Below are 15,679 nucleotides of genomic sequence, written 5' to 3' on the forward strand. Positions count from 1 at the left end.
GACGGACGGCTTGGCCGGCGCGGCCTGGGCTGCCTGCGCGGACAGGGCGACGGCTGCGGCGGCGGTCGCGGTGAGCACGGTGACACGTGTGCGACCGGCCTGCTTGGGACGACGGTGGGACGCCACTCGGGCGAGCTCCTTCTTCCTCCAGCCGCCTGCCGCACGCGTACGGCACTGGAGAATCGGCGGGGACCTCCGCCGCCATCCCGAATGGATGACCGACCGGGCAGAGGTTCGAGTCACGACACTAATCATTGCCTCGAGCCCGAATCAAACCCCCGGAGGGAAAAGGCCGTCCAGTCACTATTTCTTTACCCGCACCATCCTTCTCCGCCAACGTGACGCAGATCACACCCCGAAAAGTTGCCTCAATACCGGGCGCGTTTCAGCCACATCCGCATCCGCCCTGGATACGCGCCATCAATACCCCTGACGGGATTTCTCGCATTCGGGTCGCCGCGAAATACCGCCTTTCCGGCGGCCGCCGTCGGGCCGTGCAGCTGGGGGCGGTAGCCTCATCCCTGTCCGCGAACGAGGGGGGATCCACCAAGTGAAGCCCTTGGGAAGCCTGTTGCTGTCAGCAGCGACATCTGCCGCCGTCTTCGTCACCTGGGCCTACGGGGCGTTCTCCGGCGGCATGGACGTACGGGAGACCTGCGAACTCGTGGCGGGTGAGCATGATGATCCCGACTACAGGGCAGCACACTTCAAGGAGTTCGCCCAGGTCTTTCCCCTGCACAACAAATGCAACGCCTCATACGACCTGGTTCCAGGATGGGTCAACGCGGCCATCCTCGTCCTGGCTCTGGCGACCGTGGTGCTTCTGGGCAAGGCCGTCGCGGGGACCGTCCACCATTTCAGGTACCGTCGACGCGCAACGGCACCCTCTGTCCCTGCCGGCAGATGACCCTCGCCTTTGCGCACGAGGGCTGTGTCAGTGCCCCGCCGCATACTGACGCCCATGCAGATGACGGAACACGCACTCGCTCAGGCATGGCAGCGGACGGTCGCGGGTTCCGACCTGCTCGACGACGCCATGCTCCCGCCGATCGGCACGTCCCCCGACCAGTACGCACGGCGCGCGGGCCATCGCGGCGGCCTCCTCCTCGTCCTGGACGAGGACGGCACGGTGCACGGCTACAACGGCCCCTACCAGGAGGTCTTCGCCACGCGGGACGTGGACCAAGTGCTGTACCACGTCGCCGAGCAAGCGGTCCGTCACCTCGCCGAGCACATCGTGGCCCACTCCCCCAGCCAGGGCCCCGTCGCCAACCTCGTCGCCGGGCAGGCGAAGATGCTGGAGGAGATCAACCCCGCCTGGGCGAGCCGATTCCGCAGCGGCGGCGTGGACGGAACGCAGGCGGCGCGCCCGTGCGGACGCGACCCGCTGGAAGGCCTCGCCTGGATCGCCCGCACCTGGCGGGATCAGGACCCGTACACCAACCTCGTCTTCTTCCGCGGTGACGGCGTCAGCGCCGAGGAGATCGCGCTGCTGTACGGAGCCGACCCTGAGCATGTAGCCGCCGGGGCACGTCTGTCGGACCTGCACCGCATCGACGGCCACGACCCGGACCACTGGGACACCGCCTGGACGTCCTGCTGCTTCGGGCAGGCGGGCGACTGGGCGTTCCTGATGTACCACGAGACGCCGCCCGGCAGCCGGGCAGGCGCAGCGGAGCTCTCCCGGCTCGGCGTCACCGAGACGGTGTGCCTGAGCGCCTGCTCCGCGAAGGCCATCTACACCTTCGACTACACGCGCGACGGCGCCCGTGTCGACGACGACTGGGGCGTGCTGGAACTGATCGGGTACCACCGGGGCCAGGCCCCCTACTACCGGGGCGGCCGGCTCGACTTCCTCAACCAGGCCATACGCCGCGCCGAGCTGGACCACCCCGAGCTGACCGACACGTTCGAACTGTACTTCCACGCCTTGGACGACGCGCTGGGTCTGCGACTTCCCCAGCAGGACATCGATGAGGGAACGGTCCGGGCCGCGCTGTGGGCACCGCGGGCCCCGGGCCGGGGTTGACGTTCCGGCGGGTCCGGCTCCCGGGACACCGGCTCCGCCCGCTCGCCCGCCCGGCGCGTCCGCGCGTGCACCCGGGCGGCGGCGACGCCACCCGGGTGCGGCCGGGTCATTCGCGCGAGAACAGCCCGATGCCTTCGGGAATCGCGCGCTCGGCGCCGCCCGTGGGGTGGTTCCGGACGACCGGCGTGCCCGACAGGGGATCACGGGTCACGAGGGTGGAGGAGCCCCCGCCGTCCAGGTTCACGCCGTCGTCGGCGCCCACGGCCTGGAAGACTCCGGCCAGTTCGGCAACCGTCAGTCCGGCGCCCGCCTCCGCGCTGCCGTCCAGCACCAGGAGGTGGAGCAACCGGCCGTCGTCGCCGATGGCGGCTCCGGTCCTGGTCGCCACGGCCTTGTCGTCCAGACCGGGCAGCGGCGCGCCGTCGCGCAGGACGGGATAGCCGCCCACCGCGAACTTCAACCGCTTGCCGCTGGCGCTCCGCAGCTTGTCGGAGACGCGGACGCGCTCGCCTGACCGGAGCGTACGGAGCGCCGCCGCCCCACCATCGCGGCCGACCAGGACCACCGTGCCGGGCTCGATGGCGCCGGCGCCGATCGTGTCGGACCCCGAGACCACCCGGCCGTCCCGCACCGTCACCTCATAGGCGTCCGTGGTGCAGGCGGCGGCGCGCAGGGTGTCGGTGCCGCACACGGCGCGCCGGCGCGACACGTCTCCCCACCGCGAGTCGAAGGCACCGATCCCGCCTTCGGGGATCGCGTACTGGTTCAGCCCCTCGAGGTCGAACCGCTTGCCCTTCTGGGCACGGACCGTGCCGTCGAGGGTGAGTTCGTCCAGCCGTGCCTTGTGGTTGTAGCCGACGCCGATGACGTCGCGGGTCGACGTCCCGGGCGGCAGACCCGGTCCGAAGCGCTGACCGTTCGGTACGGCCGCCTTGAGCGCCACGCCGTCGGAGACCGCCGGTCCGACCGCGGAGCCGGTCGCCTGGACGCCAGGGTGCTGGGTCTCGTCGATGTTGAAGAAGTCGGCGTTGACGCCGGCCACCGCCCCCTGTGCCGCGGCCAGTTGGGACAGCTTGGCGCGGGAGGCGACCTTCCCCGGTGAGAGCAGGCCCACCGAGACATGGCGGTCGCGCAGATCGGCGGTGACCACATGGCCGGTGACCGTGCCGTGCGACGCGGTCACCGAGAAGGACCGGTAGGTGATGCCCGGCGCGATCGCCACGCCGTCCGCCATCCGGACCCGCTCGACGGCGTCCGCCTGGCCTGCCCCTGAGCCGAGCAGCATCGTCGTCGTGATCATCGCCGCCGCGGAAACGGCTGCCCCGCGGACCCGGCCGATCGTTCTCGTCATCTGATGTCCCGTCGTATGTGCGTGCATGGCGCACGAGTACTGGCCGGAGCCATCAGAAGGGGCTTGGGAGACGTGCCGGTGGCAATCTCCTGACGGGTCGACGAATCCTGGCGGGCCGTGGGCACACAAATACCCTTGAGCTCATGGCCGGTGGCCACGGAGAGTGGGTCCATGGGTTCTCGGCGCTTCGTCTTCCTCGATCCCGACGGCATCAGCGCCGGCGGCTGGCTGTACGCGGTGGTCGAGGCGAGGACCGGGGTCTTCTACCAGCAGCAGTACGGGGGAACGGCCTGTCGGCAGGGGCAGGTCGAGGGCTTCCTTGTGCCGCTGCACGGCCCCGATGAGCTGGCCGCGCTGCGTGAGCTGTTCGAGAAGGATTTCCGCGGAGCCGGAACCTGGAACCACACCTGGCCGGATGACGAGCGGGACCGGCTCCGTGGTGCCATCGGCGCCCTCCGCTACTGGGCGTCCGACGGCACCACGGAGGAGCCGCATCCGCTGCGGCTGGACGAGAGCCGGATCCGTGAGGCCGATGAGGCCTGGGTGCCGGTGATCACACCGGACGGCCCCGCGGTGCTGATGTGGTTCAACTCGGACTGAGTGCCGCGATCACCTGTCTGCCCTGTGCCGGCTGAACCAGGCCGCAGGGGCACGGTGTTCTCCGGTCGAGCGAAGCGCCTCTCGGCGACCGTCACGGGTGTCCCCATCCGGTCCGTCCGCCGGCGCTTGGGATCGCTAGTCGGAGTTCTCCCACACGAGGACTCCGGGACCATCCGGTGTCACCACCGGAACCCATGCCTCGTCCACCTCGGAGAGCCGGGATTCGTCGAGCATCAGCGGCGCAGGGAAGACGTCGTCCCGGTTCGCGGAGCCGAAGACGTGGAAGGCGACCGCTGCCCTCAGCCGATCGAGCAGGTCCGCCGGCCAGTCCAGCCCTCTCGCCCCGGTTCCCTGCAGCTCCCCAACGAAGATCTCCTTCAGCTCGTCGTCCAGCCCCCGCCCGAAGACCGGGATCAGGAAACCCTCTTGCTCGTACTGGATGCAGCCGTACCCACCGCCCTGGTTCTGGTAGACCACGCCGGTGGGTGCCGCCACGATGACGAAGACCCAGCCCTGACCGGAACCTGTGTCAAGAGGGTCAAGGAAGACGTGCCGCTTGCCACCGCCTGCGTCAGTCACGATCAGGAGGATCGCACGGTGCGAGTCGGCTCACGACCGCACCTACGCGAGGGCCGAGCCGGCCTTCCACTGCTCCCAGGGCATGTTCCAGCCGTTGAGGCCGTTGTCGGGGGCGATCGTGTGGTCGTGGGAGTGCTTGACGACGACCACGTCGCCGATGAGGGAGTTGTTGTAGAACCACGCCGCGTCCTGCCCGGAGTCGCCGCCGCCTTGGACGTCGTTCAGGCCCACGCAGCCGTGGCTCACGTTGGAGTTCCCGAAGACGGAGTCGTTCGCCCAGTAGTTGCCGTGGATGAAGGTGCCGGAGGTGGACAGGCGCATCGCGTGCGGGACGTCGGGGATGTCGTACTCCCCCGCGTATCCCACGGTGGCGCCGTCCATGCGGGTGGAGATGAGCTTCTGGGAGATCACCATCTGCCCGTTGTACGTGGTGCTGCCCGGTGCGCCGGAGGTGATCGCGATCGTCCGGACGGTGCTTCCGTCACGTTCGACGCGCATGGTGTGGGCGGCGGCGTCGACGGTGGAGACCTGACGGCGGCCGACGGTGAAGCGGACCGTCTTGTCCTGGGTCCCGTAGGCGTTCGCGGCGCCCTTCACGCCGTCCAGGCGCAGGCTCAGGGTGACCTCGGTGTGCGCCTTCCAGTACGTCTGGGGGCGCAGGTCCAGGCGCTGGTCGCCGAACCAGTGGCCGACGACCTCCTGGTCGCCGTCGCTGGTGACGCGTATACCGCGTTCGACAGCCGCCTTGTCGGTGACCGGCTTGTTGAAGGTCAGGGACACGGGCATGCCGACGCCGACGGTCGAACCGTCCTCGGGGGTGAAGGTGCCGATGAGGCGCTCGTCCTTCGTGAGCGTGGTGAACGACAGGCGCCGGGTCTGCGTCCGTCCGGCTTCGTCCGAGGCGTGGACGACGAGCCGGTACGAGGTGCCGTGGGCCAGGGTGCCGTCCGGGGACCAGCGGCGGTGGTCGGCGGCGACGCTGCCGCGTACCGGATCTCCGCCCGCGGTGGTGAGGGTGACGGACGAGATCTTCCCGCCGGAGACCTCGACATCGCCCGCGCTGCGGATGGATGCGTGCCGTTCGCCGTCGGTGGCGCCCGTGGTGAGGCGGAAGACGGCCGACGCGGCCCGCAGTTCGGGAGAGGAGGCCGCGGACGGCGCCGTCCCTTGCGCGGCGGGCGCGGTGGCGGGCTGCTGGCCCGCGCAGGCGGTGAGCACCGACGCCCCGGCGACGGCAAGGGCGATCACGGTGCGGTGGGAAAGGGACGACACGATTACTCCTGTGGACCGCGGGACTGTCATCGGGCGAGAGAGGCCGCGTCGCCCATGACGACGACGGGGTGGTCGGCAGGGTCGAGGGCCTGCAGCAACTGCTTCATGTGCGTCTTGGAGACGCTGACGCACGCGTGCGTGGGGCCGCCGTGGTCGACGTGGATCCATATGCCGCCGCCACGGTTCGCGCCCATCGGCTGGGCGCCGTTCATCGGCGACGTACCTGGCTGGCGGTTGTAGTTGATGGCGATCACGTAGTCGAAGGAACCGGCGAGCGGTTCGCCCAAGAAGCCGGTGTCGCTGATGGAGAAGGCTCCGGAACGGTGGTAGGGCAACTTGGTGCCGGGGTCGGCGAGACGTCCGCCGGCGTCGGTGAGACCGAACACCCCTATGGGGCTGTGCAGATCGCCGGCGTAGTGCTCGTCGGTCCAGCCCTTGTAGCCGTTGTGCGCGGCCCATTCCGCGCCCGGACGCCAGCCGCCGTCGACACGCTCCCAGAGCACGACCTTCGAGGACGACGACTTCTTGCCGGCTCCCGTGACGAGGACGACCTGCCGGGTGCGGGCCGGGATCTGCGACAGGGTCTTGGGGCCGAGCCCCGGCAGTTGGGCGGGGTACTGCGGCTTCGGAGGCTTCGGCGATCCCGTCGTCCGGGGTGTGGCGGGGGCGCCCGCCGGCTGACCCGTCGCCGGGGCGGGGGCGTCCTGGACGACGGAGGCCGTCTCGGGGGAAGGCGTGGGGTTGGCCTCGGGCAGGTGCTGGTAGGCGGCGATGCCGAGTGAGGAGACGATGACCGCCGCGGCCGCCGATATGTAGGGCCTGTGGAGGCGCATGGGTGCTGGCTTTCTCACGAGGGCGGGAAGTCGGGGGCGGCCCCGTGGCGGGGCGCGCGGTTCCGGCCGGGGACCGGACGGTGTCGGTGGGTGATGCGGCACGCCGGGCGTCAGCGTCCGTGTCATGGGGGCGGCCCTGGGCCGCGAAGGGGGTCTCACACCCGTTCAACCGGGCGGACACCAGTTCGGGTTGCCCGGATGTCGGGGACCCGGGCCGGGACGCCGGGGAAACGGGACATGCCGGTCATGCCGGCCGTCGCCCGGGGATCCGCCGCGGCGCGTCAGCGGCGGATCCCCGGGTCCGTCAGTCGGTGCTCGCCGGGGGCGGGGCACCTTTGTGCGTGCTCCTGGTGGGCCGGGCAGAGCGCGGCCACGGGCTCAGCTGCGGGCTCAGCTGCGGGCGTTCTCCGGCACGGCGATCTGGTGCTCGCCCCAGCTCATCCTGGTCGTCGCGTTGTAGTTCACCGTCGTACCGGCGACGAGCCCGGCTTCCTCGGCCCGGGCGGACGGTTCGGCCAGGACGAGCACGTCACTGAGCATGGCGCCGGTGGACGGGTCCACGATCAGCCGCTCCCGGGTCGTCCCCAGCGGTCCCGGGTAGCTGATGGGGAAGTCGACCCCGACACCCTCGCGTCCCAGGGGATCGGTGACGCGCCCGGTCACCCGGACTCCGGGCAGTTCCGCCATCACCCGGTACGCGGCCGCCCGGACGGCGGGCTTCACGGGCATCGTGATGAGGTTGCCGGCCTGGCGCAGGATCCAGGCGCTACGCGCCGAGGTGCCGGTGTCGGCGCCGCCGTCCTGCGCGTACAGCCGCTCCAGGTAGCGGCGCAGTTCCGCGCTGGTGGAGGGCAGTGCGCGCAGGTCCTTGTAGGTGACGTTGTGCGGGCCGACGGCGTAGATCTTGTCGTCGACGTTCGTCCGCATGACCATGGGCCGCCGCGCGGTGCCCATCATCGTCACGAGCTTGCCGGTCCCGGTCTTCTTCCCGACCTGGAACTCCACCGTGCCGGGCGAGCCCGCGGCCTGCCAGCGGGCCTTGTCGTCCGCGGTCCGGGGCTCGGTCACGGAGTCCACGCCGGAGACCATCAGGCTCCCGGTTCCGGGCCGCACGCCCACCGACCACTCGTCGGTCGACGCGCTGCGCACGGCGAAGAGGTGACCCTCGTCACCGGCGACGTCCACGTTCTCCGAGCGCGTGGTCGTCTGCCAGTAGGTTCCCTCGGCGACCGAGGTCTCCGCCTGCCTGGCCGCACTGAGCAGTTCGATGTGGCCGTCGACACGGATGTCCGCGCCGGTGCCCGGGACCTCCGTGCCGGCGGAGGACCGCGGCTGTGCCGCCTGCCGGTCCGCCGGCTCCTGCCAGTCGAGTGCGCCCACGGCCACCACGGACGCCGCCACGGCTGCCAGGGCCACCGCTCCCAGCGGCCGGAACCCGCTCCTGCGGCGCGGCGCGAGGAAGCGCGCCGCGGGGCCGTCCGTCGCTCCGGCGACGATGCGTGCGAGGTCCTCCCGCTGCCGCGCGGGGTCCACGACCCGGGACGGGTCCAGTTCGTCGGGCCGTGCGTCCGCGAGCACCTTCATGACGTCGGGCCGCCCGGACGGCTTGTGGGTGTTCTTCACGCGGGAGCTCCTTGGCGGTGAGTGGGGTACGAGGTCTCTGCGGAGGGCGCGGACGGCGGCTCTGCCACGGGCTCCGCCGGAGGCGCAGCGTCCAGGGCCTTCTCCAGCCGGCGGCGCGCCCGGAAGAGCCGGACGGTCAGCGTCGCGGTGGTGCAGTCCAGGACCTGGGCCGCTTCCTTGGCGCTCAGGCCGTGCCAGGCGATCAGCGTCAGCAGTTCCCGGTCGGCCTCGGGCAGGCTCGCGAGTGCCTGCAGCGCGTCGTGCCGGTCCGTGACCTGCGCCGCGACGTCACCGGTGCCGGTCCGGGCGCCGCTGCTGATACGCCGTGCCTCCTCGGCGGCCAGGAGGTACTGGTGGGCGTCCCGGCGACGCAGTTCGCGCACCAGGTTGCGGGCCACGCCCAGGAGCCACGGCAGTGCCGGATGAGGGATGTCGCGCACCCGCCGCCAGGCGACGGTGAACGTCTCGCTGGTGATGTCCTCCCCTACCTGCCGTCCGACCAGGCTGGTGGCGTAGGCAAGGACACGCGGATAGCACTCCTCGTAGACGTCCCTGAAGCGCTGGGCATGTGTCACGCGCCGTCCCCTCATCTCTGCTTTCTCACCATGCAGTGAGCGCCGAGGCGCGTTTCTTACATCCCGGATCGAGAATTTCCGTGGATGTGGTCCACATCACGCCGGGGAGCCCGAGCCTGACACCGCCTGGCCCGGAAGGCGTCGGGACGGCGTGAAGGCGGGGATCCGCCGCCCCCCCCGATGGCTGGGGGCGGCGGATCCCCGCCTTCACGCACCGCCGGTCCCGGCGGTCGCGGCGGTCAGTAGCCCGCGGTCAGGGCGCCGTCGATGGCGAGGGCCGCGCCGGTGATGAACGGACTCTCGTCACTGAGCAGGAAGGCGGCGAAGGCGGCGATCTCCGCCTCGTCCGCGGCGCGGCCTGTCGGCTGCTGGTTGAGGAGGGCGCTCGCGGCCTCCGGGTTGCTTGCGGTGAGGCCCTGCCACAGGGGGGTGTTGACCAGGCCGGTCACCAGGGCGTTGACCCGTACGCCGTTCTTGGCCGCGTCGAGCGCCGTGGAGCGGGTGAGGCCCACGACTCCGTGCTTGGCGGCGGAGTAGGCGGCGGCGCCCGGGTCGCCCACCACTCCGACGACGGAGGCGTTGTTGACGATGGAGCCGCCGCCGCTGGCGACGATCGCGGGGATCTCGTGCTTGAGGCTGTGGAAGACGCTGGTCAGGTTGAGGGCGATGACGCTGTCCCAGAAGGACGCGTCGATGTCCCCGATCGCGCCCTGGCTGTTGCCGCCTCCCGCGTTGTTGAAGGCGCCGTGCAGGCCGCCGAATTCCGTGACGGCGACATCGACCAGGTGCGCGACCTCCTGCTCGACGGTCACGTCCGTCGGGACGAACAGGGCCGTACCTCCTTCCCGGGTGATCTCCGCGGCGGTGGCCTCACCGCGCTCCTTGTCGCGGGCTCCGATGAGCACGGTCGCCCCCTCGGACGCGGCGCGCTTCGCGAAAGCCGCGCCCATGCCGGAGGTGCCTCCGGTGACGATGACGACCTTGGACTGCAGGCGGTGGGACATGGGGGTCTCCTTTCGTTGCCCGGCATGGCACGCGTAGGTCACGGGATGCCGGGGGTGGGTGATCGCGGGACAGGGTGCCGCGGGCTTCGCCGGTTGCTCCGTCCCACCGGTCAGTGGACGGGTGCCGGTGTTCCCGGGGCTTCCGCCGTGGCAGGGGTCGCGCTGTGGCCCGGGCGGGGGGCGTTGACCGCGATGAGTGAGAACAGGGCGGACAGGAGCAGGAATCCGGTGGCCCACCAGAAGGCCGTGCTGAATCCGTGGACCAGCGCGGCATCGGTCGCTGCCCGGCCGTGACCACCATGCCCGTGGGTGGCGAGGTAGGCGGTGGTGGAGCCGGCGGCGATGGTGTTGAGCAGGGCGGTGCCGATCGAGCCGCCGACCTGCTGCGAGGTGCCGACCATGGCTGAGGCGACGCCCGCGTCCTTGGGGGCGACCCCGTGGGTGCCCAGGCTCATGGCGGGCATGAAGGCGGTGCCGATGCCGAGGCCGGTGATGATCTCGGCGACGGCGAGCAGGGCGTAGGAGCTGTCCGCGTCCAGCAGGGCGAGCAGGAGCACACCGACCGCGCTGACGAGGTAGCCGGCGGCCATCAGCAGGCCGGGGCGCATCCTGGCGGACAGGCGGGTGCCGAGGACCATGGAGCCGAAGCCCTGTGCGACCCCCAGCGGCACGAACGCCAAGCCCGCCGCGATCGGGGAGTACCCCTTGACCAGCTGCAGGTAGTAGCTGAGGAAAAGGAACATGCCGAACATGCTCATCACGCCGAAGGCGACCGACAGGTAGGCGCCGGCGCGGTTGCGTCCGGTCAGCACGTGCAGCGGGAGGAGCGGCGACGTGATCCTGCTCTGTGTGATCAGGAAGGCCAGGAGCAGCACCACGCCGGAGAGGAGCATGATGACGGTGAGGCCGGAGCCCCAGCCGCGGCTCTCGGCCTCTGAGAAGCCGAAGACCAGGGCGACCAGCCCGAGCGTGGCGAGGACGGCGCCGGGTACGTCGATGCGGCCGCCCTTCTCCGCGCTCGGGACGTCGTGCACGACGGTGAGGGCGCCGATGATGCCGACGACGGCGAACGGGATGTTGACGAACATCGACCAGCGCCAGTTCAGGTACTCGGTGAGGACCCCGCCCAGGAGCAGACCGAGGACACCGCCCGCGGTGGCGATGGCCCCGTAGATGCCGAAGGCCTTGGCCCGCTCCCTGGCGTCGGTGAAGGTCAAGGAGATCAGGGCGAGCGCGGCGGGCGCGAGCAGTGCGCCGAAGACGCCTTGTCCGGCGCGGGCGACGAGCAGGGTGCCGAGGTTGGCCGCGGCGCCACCCAGTGCGGAGGCCAGGGCGAAGCCGACGAGGCCGATGGTGAAGGTCCGCTTGCGGCCCAGCAGGTCGCCCAGGCGGCCGCCCACGATGAGCAGGCCGCCGAAGGCCAGGCCGTAGGCGGTGATGACCCATTGGCGGCCGCCGTCGGAGAAGTGCAGGGCGTGCTGGGCTGAGGGCAGCGCGATGTTCATGACGGCGCTGTCCAGGAACACCATCAGCTGGGCGACGGAGATGAAGAGCAGCGCCGCCCAGCGGCGCGGATGGGGATGGCGCGGATGGGGATGGCTTGGTGCAGTCATGGGAAAGGGGGTCTCTCGTGCGGGAAGAGGGGGTGAGGGGAACTTCGGGAAGCGGCGCCCTGTGACGGCACCGCCCCGCGGCCATGTGGGGGGCCGGTCGGTGCGGTGTACGTGGGGCCTCATGGACGTCGCCCCGCCCCGCCGCCGTAAGCGGACCGGGTGGTCATGTTGACCGTAGCACGGAAGCGGACCGGGTGGTCATGTTGCCGGTCACAATGTGACCGGGCGGTCCGCTTGTTCTACAGTGGCCACGGAAGAACGGAGGAAGCCATGACGAACCCGGTGGCCAGGCCGATGCGCAGCGATGCCGCGCGCAGCAGGAAACTGCTGGTGAGCGCGGCGTCCGAGGCATTCGCCGAGCACGGCACCGAGGTGTCCGTGGCCCAGATCGCGGAGCGGGCGGGGATCGGCAAGGGAACCGTGTTCCGGCACTTCCCCACGAAGGACGATCTTCTGGCGGCGATCGTCTGCGAGAAGATGCACGCCCTCGCCGCGACCGGTGAGCGCCTCGCACAGGCCGAGGACCCGGCGGAGGGGCTGCGCGAATTCATGAGCGCCGCCGTCGAGCTGCAGGTGCAGGACCGCGCCTTCTGCCAGGTCGTCCACGGGGTGGCCGATGATCACGCCGAAGTGCGCGAGAGCCAGGAACGGGTGAGCGCCGTCACCGAGGCCCTGACCGACCGGGCCCGCCGGCACGGTGCCGTCCGCCAGGACATGACCGGGCAGGACGTCATGCTGCTGATGAGCGGGATCCCCCTGACCGTCTCACGTGTGCACACGACGCAACCGCACCTGTGGCGGCGCTACCTGCGCCTGGTCTTCGACGGCATGCAGGCCGCCGACGGCCCGGCCCTGCCGGGCCCCCCGCCCCACGCCGGGACCCCGGACTGACGCCGCCGGCACACGGACGACGGCCGCCGCCCCATCGTGGGGCGGCGGCCGTCGAGGCGGGGCAGGTCAGTGAGGTGCGGCCGCCGGTTCCAGGACGAAGACCGGGATCTCCCGGTCGGTGTTCTTCTGGTACTCCGCGTAGTCGGGCCACGCCTCCACCGCGCGCTCCCACCAAGCGGCGCGCTCGTCGCCCGTGACCTTACGGGCCGTCATGTCCTGGCGCACAGGGCCGTCCTGCAGTTCCACCCGGGGGTCGGCGACCAGGTTGTGGTACCAGACCGGGTGCTGGGGGGCGCCACCCTTCGAGGCCACGACGGCGTAGCTGCCGTCGTGCTCCACGCGCATGAGCGGTGTCTTGCGGATCCTGCCCGACTTGGCGCCCAGCGTCGTCAGGACGATCACGGGCTTGCCGCGCAGCGTGATCCCCTCGGTCCCTCCGGAACCCTCGTACAGCTCGACCTGGTCCCGGACCCATTGCTCGGGGCTCGGCTGGTACTCACCGACCAAAGGCACGTCGTTCTCCCATCTCGGCATGCGACATCGACAACCTCAACATCCTCACCCACCCCGCGCCTTCCCGGCGGCAGCCCCGCTTCGCGCCGCCGGTCCCGCCGCCGATCACCCGGATGGCGGCCGCACGCCCGGCTGGAGCGCGAGCCGAGCGGCCGCGTCGGGCGGGCCGGCCGGTTGCGGGAGCACCTCGCCGCACGGGAGCGGATCGCGTGAAGCACCGCCCGCGCAGGCGGCCACTGCCTTGTCCAGGCCGTCGAACCCGGTCTCCAGGGGGCCGAGTTCCACGAGGCTGGGGAGACCGATGGTCTTCTGACCGGGACGCCGTTCGTCGAGCACGCGGGTGGGCAGCACGTAAAAGGTCCACTGGCCGAGGTCGAGCGGGTCAAGGGTCTGCTTCTCCTGGTGGCGCAGCAGGCAGAAGACGTACACGTCCGACTGACGCAGTGCATCCACCGAAGTGGTGTCCGTCGGAGCGTCCCAGCCGCATGCCGGTGCGATGGAGAACGAGATCCGGGAAAGCCGGGATTGCGCCCACGACTGCAGGTACGCCGCCGATTTGACCTCGACGCGCCATCCCGTGGGCGTGCGGATGCCGACGGAGTCCCATTCGGTGCGGGTACCGTCCGCAGCGCCCAGGGCCGTGGCGACGAGGTACTCGGCCAGGACGCCTCGCAGGGTGTTGTTGGCCAGGTCGGAACACGCCCAGCTCCAGAACTCGCCGAGGGTCGCGACGGATGCGCCGTCGGCCCTGATCGGCTCGCTGCCGCTGCGGCGCCGAATGACCTGCGCGCCGAGCCCGACACGGTCCATGCTCTTCCCGCCGTCCGCCCACTGCCGTAACGGCGACAGAACTACCACAGCTTGCGGTGCTCCACCGGGCGACAGCTCCGCGGACCTCTCTCGGCCGGGTGTTGCGTCCGTTCACACGCCCGCGGCAGGCGAAATCGCTCTGTCATGTTCCGGCCACATCATCCGTAACAGGCCGCCCTGAAGATCGGCGTGCACACCGGCAGATCGAGAGAGGGCGACTCATGACACAGGGGCAGCCGACAGGACTCGACCGCAGGGGATTTCTGCGCGCCGTCGGCATCACCGGCGGCGCCGGGGCGATGTTCGCCACCATGGGCGCGCTGGGGCTCGCTCCGACCGCCGAGGCGGCCGGACGCGGCGCCGACTTCCGCGCGCCGAGCGCGGCCGACTTCCACCTCACCGGACGCAGGGCGGGCAAGGTCGTCGTCCTGGGCGCGGGCCTGGCCGGGCTGACGGCCGCTTACGAACTGGGCAAGGCCGGATACGACTGTACGATCCTGGAGCCGCGCGACAGGCCGGGCGGCCGCAACTACACCGTGCGCGGCGGGGACACCCACACCGACCTCGACGGGCGTACCCAGACCGCCCGGTTCTCCCAGGGCCAGTACCTCAACGCCGGGCCGGCCCGGCTCGCCCAGTGGATGGTCACCCTCGACTACTGCAGGGAACTCGGCGTCCCCATCGAGGTCTTCACCAACGCCAACGCCGACGCGTACATCTACCACGAGTCGGCGGGCATGCCGCCCGGGCAGCCGGTGCGGTACCGCACCGCCAAGGCGGACACCTTCGGGTACGTCAGCGAACTCCTCGCCAAGGCCACCGACCAGGGCGCGCTGGACCAGGAACTGACCACCCAGGACAAGGAGCGGCTGCTGTCGTTCCTGGAGGGATTCGGCGAGATCGGCGGACGGTCCGAGGGCTGGGCGTACACCGGCGGCGCCAACCGGGGCTTCACCACCTGGCCCGGCGCCGCCGGCACCCCCGGGAGCCTGCTCGGTGACCTGCCCACGGCCTCCGAGGTCTTCGCCTCGGGTGTCGGGCGGCACTTCGCGTTCGAGTTCGAGTACGACCAGGCGATGCTGATGTTCCAGCCCGTCGGCGGCATGGACCGGATACCCAGGGCCTTCGCCCGCGCCATCGGCGACCACCGGATCCACTACGGCTGCCAGGCCACGTCGCTGGTGCAGTCGGCCGGCGGCGTCACCGTCGGCTACACCGACCCCACCGGGCGGCAGCGGCAGGTCGAGGCGGACTACTGCGTCGCGGCCATGCCGCCCCATCTGCTCGCCAAACTGCCGCACAACCTCGGTCCCGACGTGCAGACGGCGCTCACCACCATCCGCCCCTCGTCGGCCGGCAAGATCGGGCTGGAGTACCGCAGCCGCTGGTGGGAGACCGACCACCGCATCTACGGCGGCATCACCGAGACCGACCTGGACCTGTCCCACATCTGGTACCCGTCCTACGGCCACCACGGCAAGCGCGGCGTCATCGTCGGCTACTACAACACCGGGGCCAACGCCGACGCCTACGCCGCGTTGACCCCCGCCGAACGCGAGGCGCGTGCCGTCATGCAGGGCGTGAAGATCCACGGCGAGAAGTACCGGAGCGAGCTGGCGAACTCCTTCTCCATCGCCTGGAAGCGCGTCCGCCACCTCGAAGGCGCCTGGCACAGCATCCCGGGCGGCACCGACGCCGCCGTCTACAGACCCCTGAACGAACCCACCGGACGTGTCCTGTACGCCGGCGACTGGCTGTCCTACATGGACGCCTGGCAGCACGGCGCCATCCTCTCCGCCCGCAAGGCCGTCACCGCGTTGCACAGCCGCGCCCTGAAGGCCTGACCGCCCGTCGCCACGGGCAGAGGCGCGGGGGGGGGGGGGCCCCCCCCCCCCCCCCGCCCCGCCCCCCCCCCGGGGGGGGGGCCCCCCCCGGGGGGGGGGGGGCCCCGCCCCCCCCCCACCTGAGCGACCGGGATGCCCGCGC

At 71.1% G+C, this 15,679-nt stretch carries 15 protein-coding genes and 1 pseudogene; 5 read left to right on the forward strand and 11 right to left on the reverse strand.

The genetic code is table 11. The features are described 5' to 3' along the window. Positions 1 to 183, reverse strand: a pseudogene (locus ACFYYN_RS29855) (hypothetical protein); the annotation flags it as partial. Positions 184 to 550: 367 nt separating this feature from the next. Here ACFYYN_RS29855 and ACFYYN_RS29860 point away from each other — a divergent pair. After that, on the forward strand, positions 551 to 907 hold the full coding sequence (locus ACFYYN_RS29860) for a hypothetical protein (RefSeq protein WP_500548207.1): 357 nt from the start codon (positions 551 to 553) through the stop codon (positions 905 to 907). Between the two features lie 54 nt (positions 908 to 961). After that, complete coding sequence (locus ACFYYN_RS29865; protein WP_500548208.1) at positions 962 to 2,029, forward strand: hypothetical protein; 1,068 nt, start codon at positions 962 to 964, stop codon at positions 2,027 to 2,029. A 106-nt stretch (positions 2,030 to 2,135) separates the two neighbouring features. Here the strand turns inward: ACFYYN_RS29865 and ACFYYN_RS29870 are convergent, their stop codons facing one another. Beyond that, on the reverse strand, positions 2,136 to 3,380 hold the full coding sequence (locus ACFYYN_RS29870) for a phosphodiester glycosidase family protein (protein WP_500548209.1): 1,245 nt from the start codon (positions 3,378 to 3,380) through the stop codon (positions 2,136 to 2,138). A gap of 171 nt (positions 3,381 to 3,551) precedes the next feature. Here ACFYYN_RS29870 and ACFYYN_RS29875 point away from each other — a divergent pair, with 171 nt between their 5' ends. After that, positions 3,552 to 3,980, forward strand: a complete 429-nt coding sequence (locus ACFYYN_RS29875; protein WP_500548210.1) for a DUF6210 family protein — start codon at positions 3,552 to 3,554, stop codon at positions 3,978 to 3,980. 135 nt (positions 3,981 to 4,115) lie between these two features. Here the strand turns inward: ACFYYN_RS29875 and ACFYYN_RS29880 are convergent, their stop codons facing one another. From ACFYYN_RS29880 to ACFYYN_RS29910, 7 genes are all read right to left on the reverse strand, one after another. Then, positions 4,116 to 4,559 carry a DUF6210 family protein gene (locus tag ACFYYN_RS29880; RefSeq protein ID WP_500548211.1) on the reverse strand — a complete coding sequence of 148 codons (444 nt, stop codon included), beginning with the start codon at positions 4,557 to 4,559 and terminating at the stop codon, positions 4,116 to 4,118. Between the two features lie 42 nt (positions 4,560 to 4,601). Further along, a complete protein-coding gene (locus tag ACFYYN_RS29885; protein ID WP_500548212.1) occupies positions 4,602 to 5,861 on the reverse strand; it encodes a L,D-transpeptidase in 1,260 nt (419 codons plus the stop codon). Then, positions 5,858 to 6,664, reverse strand: coding sequence for a L,D-transpeptidase family protein (locus ACFYYN_RS29890; protein WP_500548213.1), 807 nt, complete (start codon positions 6,662 to 6,664; stop codon positions 5,858 to 5,860). Before ACFYYN_RS29890 ends, ACFYYN_RS29885 begins: the two co-directional genes overlap by 4 nt. 390 nt (positions 6,665 to 7,054) lie before the next feature. Further along, positions 7,055 to 8,287, reverse strand: a complete 1,233-nt coding sequence (locus tag ACFYYN_RS29895) for a CU044_5270 family protein (RefSeq protein ID WP_500548214.1) — start codon at positions 8,285 to 8,287, stop codon at positions 7,055 to 7,057. Next, positions 8,284 to 8,862, reverse strand: coding sequence for an RNA polymerase sigma factor (locus ACFYYN_RS29900; protein ID WP_500548215.1), 579 nt, complete (start codon positions 8,860 to 8,862; stop codon positions 8,284 to 8,286). The genes ACFYYN_RS29895 and ACFYYN_RS29900 overlap by 4 nt, the downstream gene beginning before the upstream one ends. A gap of 239 nt (positions 8,863 to 9,101) precedes the next feature. After that, a complete protein-coding gene (locus ACFYYN_RS29905; protein ID WP_500548216.1) occupies positions 9,102 to 9,866 on the reverse strand; it encodes an SDR family NAD(P)-dependent oxidoreductase in 765 nt (254 codons plus the stop codon). Positions 9,867 to 9,976: 110 nt separating this feature from the next. Beyond that, entirely contained in the window at positions 9,977 to 11,479 is a 1,503-nt protein-coding gene (locus ACFYYN_RS29910; protein WP_500548217.1) for an MFS transporter, read from the reverse strand. A gap of 270 nt (positions 11,480 to 11,749) precedes the next feature. Between ACFYYN_RS29910 and ACFYYN_RS29915 the strand changes: the two genes are divergently transcribed. Continuing rightward, positions 11,750 to 12,370 (forward strand): TetR/AcrR family transcriptional regulator, encoded by a 621-nt coding sequence (locus ACFYYN_RS29915; RefSeq protein ID WP_500548218.1) that lies wholly within the window; start codon positions 11,750 to 11,752, stop codon positions 12,368 to 12,370. Positions 12,371 to 12,436: 66 nt separating this feature from the next. Here ACFYYN_RS29915 and ACFYYN_RS29920 read toward each other — a convergent pair whose 3' ends face one another. Both ACFYYN_RS29920 and ACFYYN_RS29925 read right to left on the reverse strand, forming a co-directional pair. Continuing rightward, the gene (locus ACFYYN_RS29920) at positions 12,437 to 12,883 is read right to left on the reverse strand and encodes a nitroreductase family deazaflavin-dependent oxidoreductase (RefSeq protein WP_500548219.1); all 447 of its coding nucleotides are present in this window, start codon (positions 12,881 to 12,883) and stop codon (positions 12,437 to 12,439) included. A 105-nt stretch (positions 12,884 to 12,988) separates the two neighbouring features. Further along, positions 12,989 to 13,693 carry a hypothetical protein gene (locus ACFYYN_RS29925; RefSeq protein WP_500548220.1) on the reverse strand — a complete coding sequence of 235 codons (705 nt, stop codon included), beginning with the start codon at positions 13,691 to 13,693 and terminating at the stop codon, positions 12,989 to 12,991. Between the two features lie 221 nt (positions 13,694 to 13,914). On the opposite strand from ACFYYN_RS29925, the gene ACFYYN_RS29930 reads away from it, so the two are divergent. Beyond that, the gene (locus tag ACFYYN_RS29930; RefSeq protein ID WP_500548221.1) at positions 13,915 to 15,537 is read left to right on the forward strand and encodes a flavin monoamine oxidase family protein; all 1,623 of its coding nucleotides are present in this window, start codon (positions 13,915 to 13,917) and stop codon (positions 15,535 to 15,537) included. Positions 15,538 to 15,679 lie beyond the last annotated feature (142 nt).

This window comes from Streptomyces sp. NPDC001902 (assembly GCF_042891295.1).
Lineage (GTDB): Bacteria > Actinomycetota > Actinomycetes > Streptomycetales > Streptomycetaceae > Actinacidiphila.

Coding starts and splice junctions, on each gene's coding strand:
- ACFYYN_RS29865 (WP_500548208.1), top strand. CDS start 962: ATGCAGATGACGGAACACGCACTCGCTCAGGCATGGCAGCGGACGGTC.
- ACFYYN_RS29870 (WP_500548209.1), bottom strand. CDS start 3,380: ATGACGAGAACGATCGGCCGGGTCCGCGGGGCAGCCGTTTCCGCGGCG.
- ACFYYN_RS29875 (WP_500548210.1), top strand. CDS start 3,552: ATGGGTTCTCGGCGCTTCGTCTTCCTCGATCCCGACGGCATCAGCGCC.
- ACFYYN_RS29885 (WP_500548212.1), bottom strand. CDS start 5,861: ATGACAGTCCCGCGGTCCACAGGAGTAATCGTGTCGTCCCTTTCCCAC.
- ACFYYN_RS29890 (WP_500548213.1), bottom strand. CDS start 6,664: ATGCGCCTCCACAGGCCCTACATATCGGCGGCCGCGGCGGTCATCGTC.
- ACFYYN_RS29905 (WP_500548216.1), bottom strand. CDS start 9,866: ATGTCCCACCGCCTGCAGTCCAAGGTCGTCATCGTCACCGGAGGCACC.
- ACFYYN_RS29910 (WP_500548217.1), bottom strand. CDS start 11,479: ATGACTGCACCAAGCCATCCCCATCCGCGCCATCCCCATCCGCGCCGC.
- ACFYYN_RS29915 (WP_500548218.1), top strand. CDS start 11,750: ATGACGAACCCGGTGGCCAGGCCGATGCGCAGCGATGCCGCGCGCAGC.
- ACFYYN_RS29925 (WP_500548220.1), bottom strand. CDS start 13,693: ATGGACCGTGTCGGGCTCGGCGCGCAGGTCATTCGGCGCCGCAGCGGC.
- ACFYYN_RS29930 (WP_500548221.1), top strand. CDS start 13,915: ATGACACAGGGGCAGCCGACAGGACTCGACCGCAGGGGATTTCTGCGC.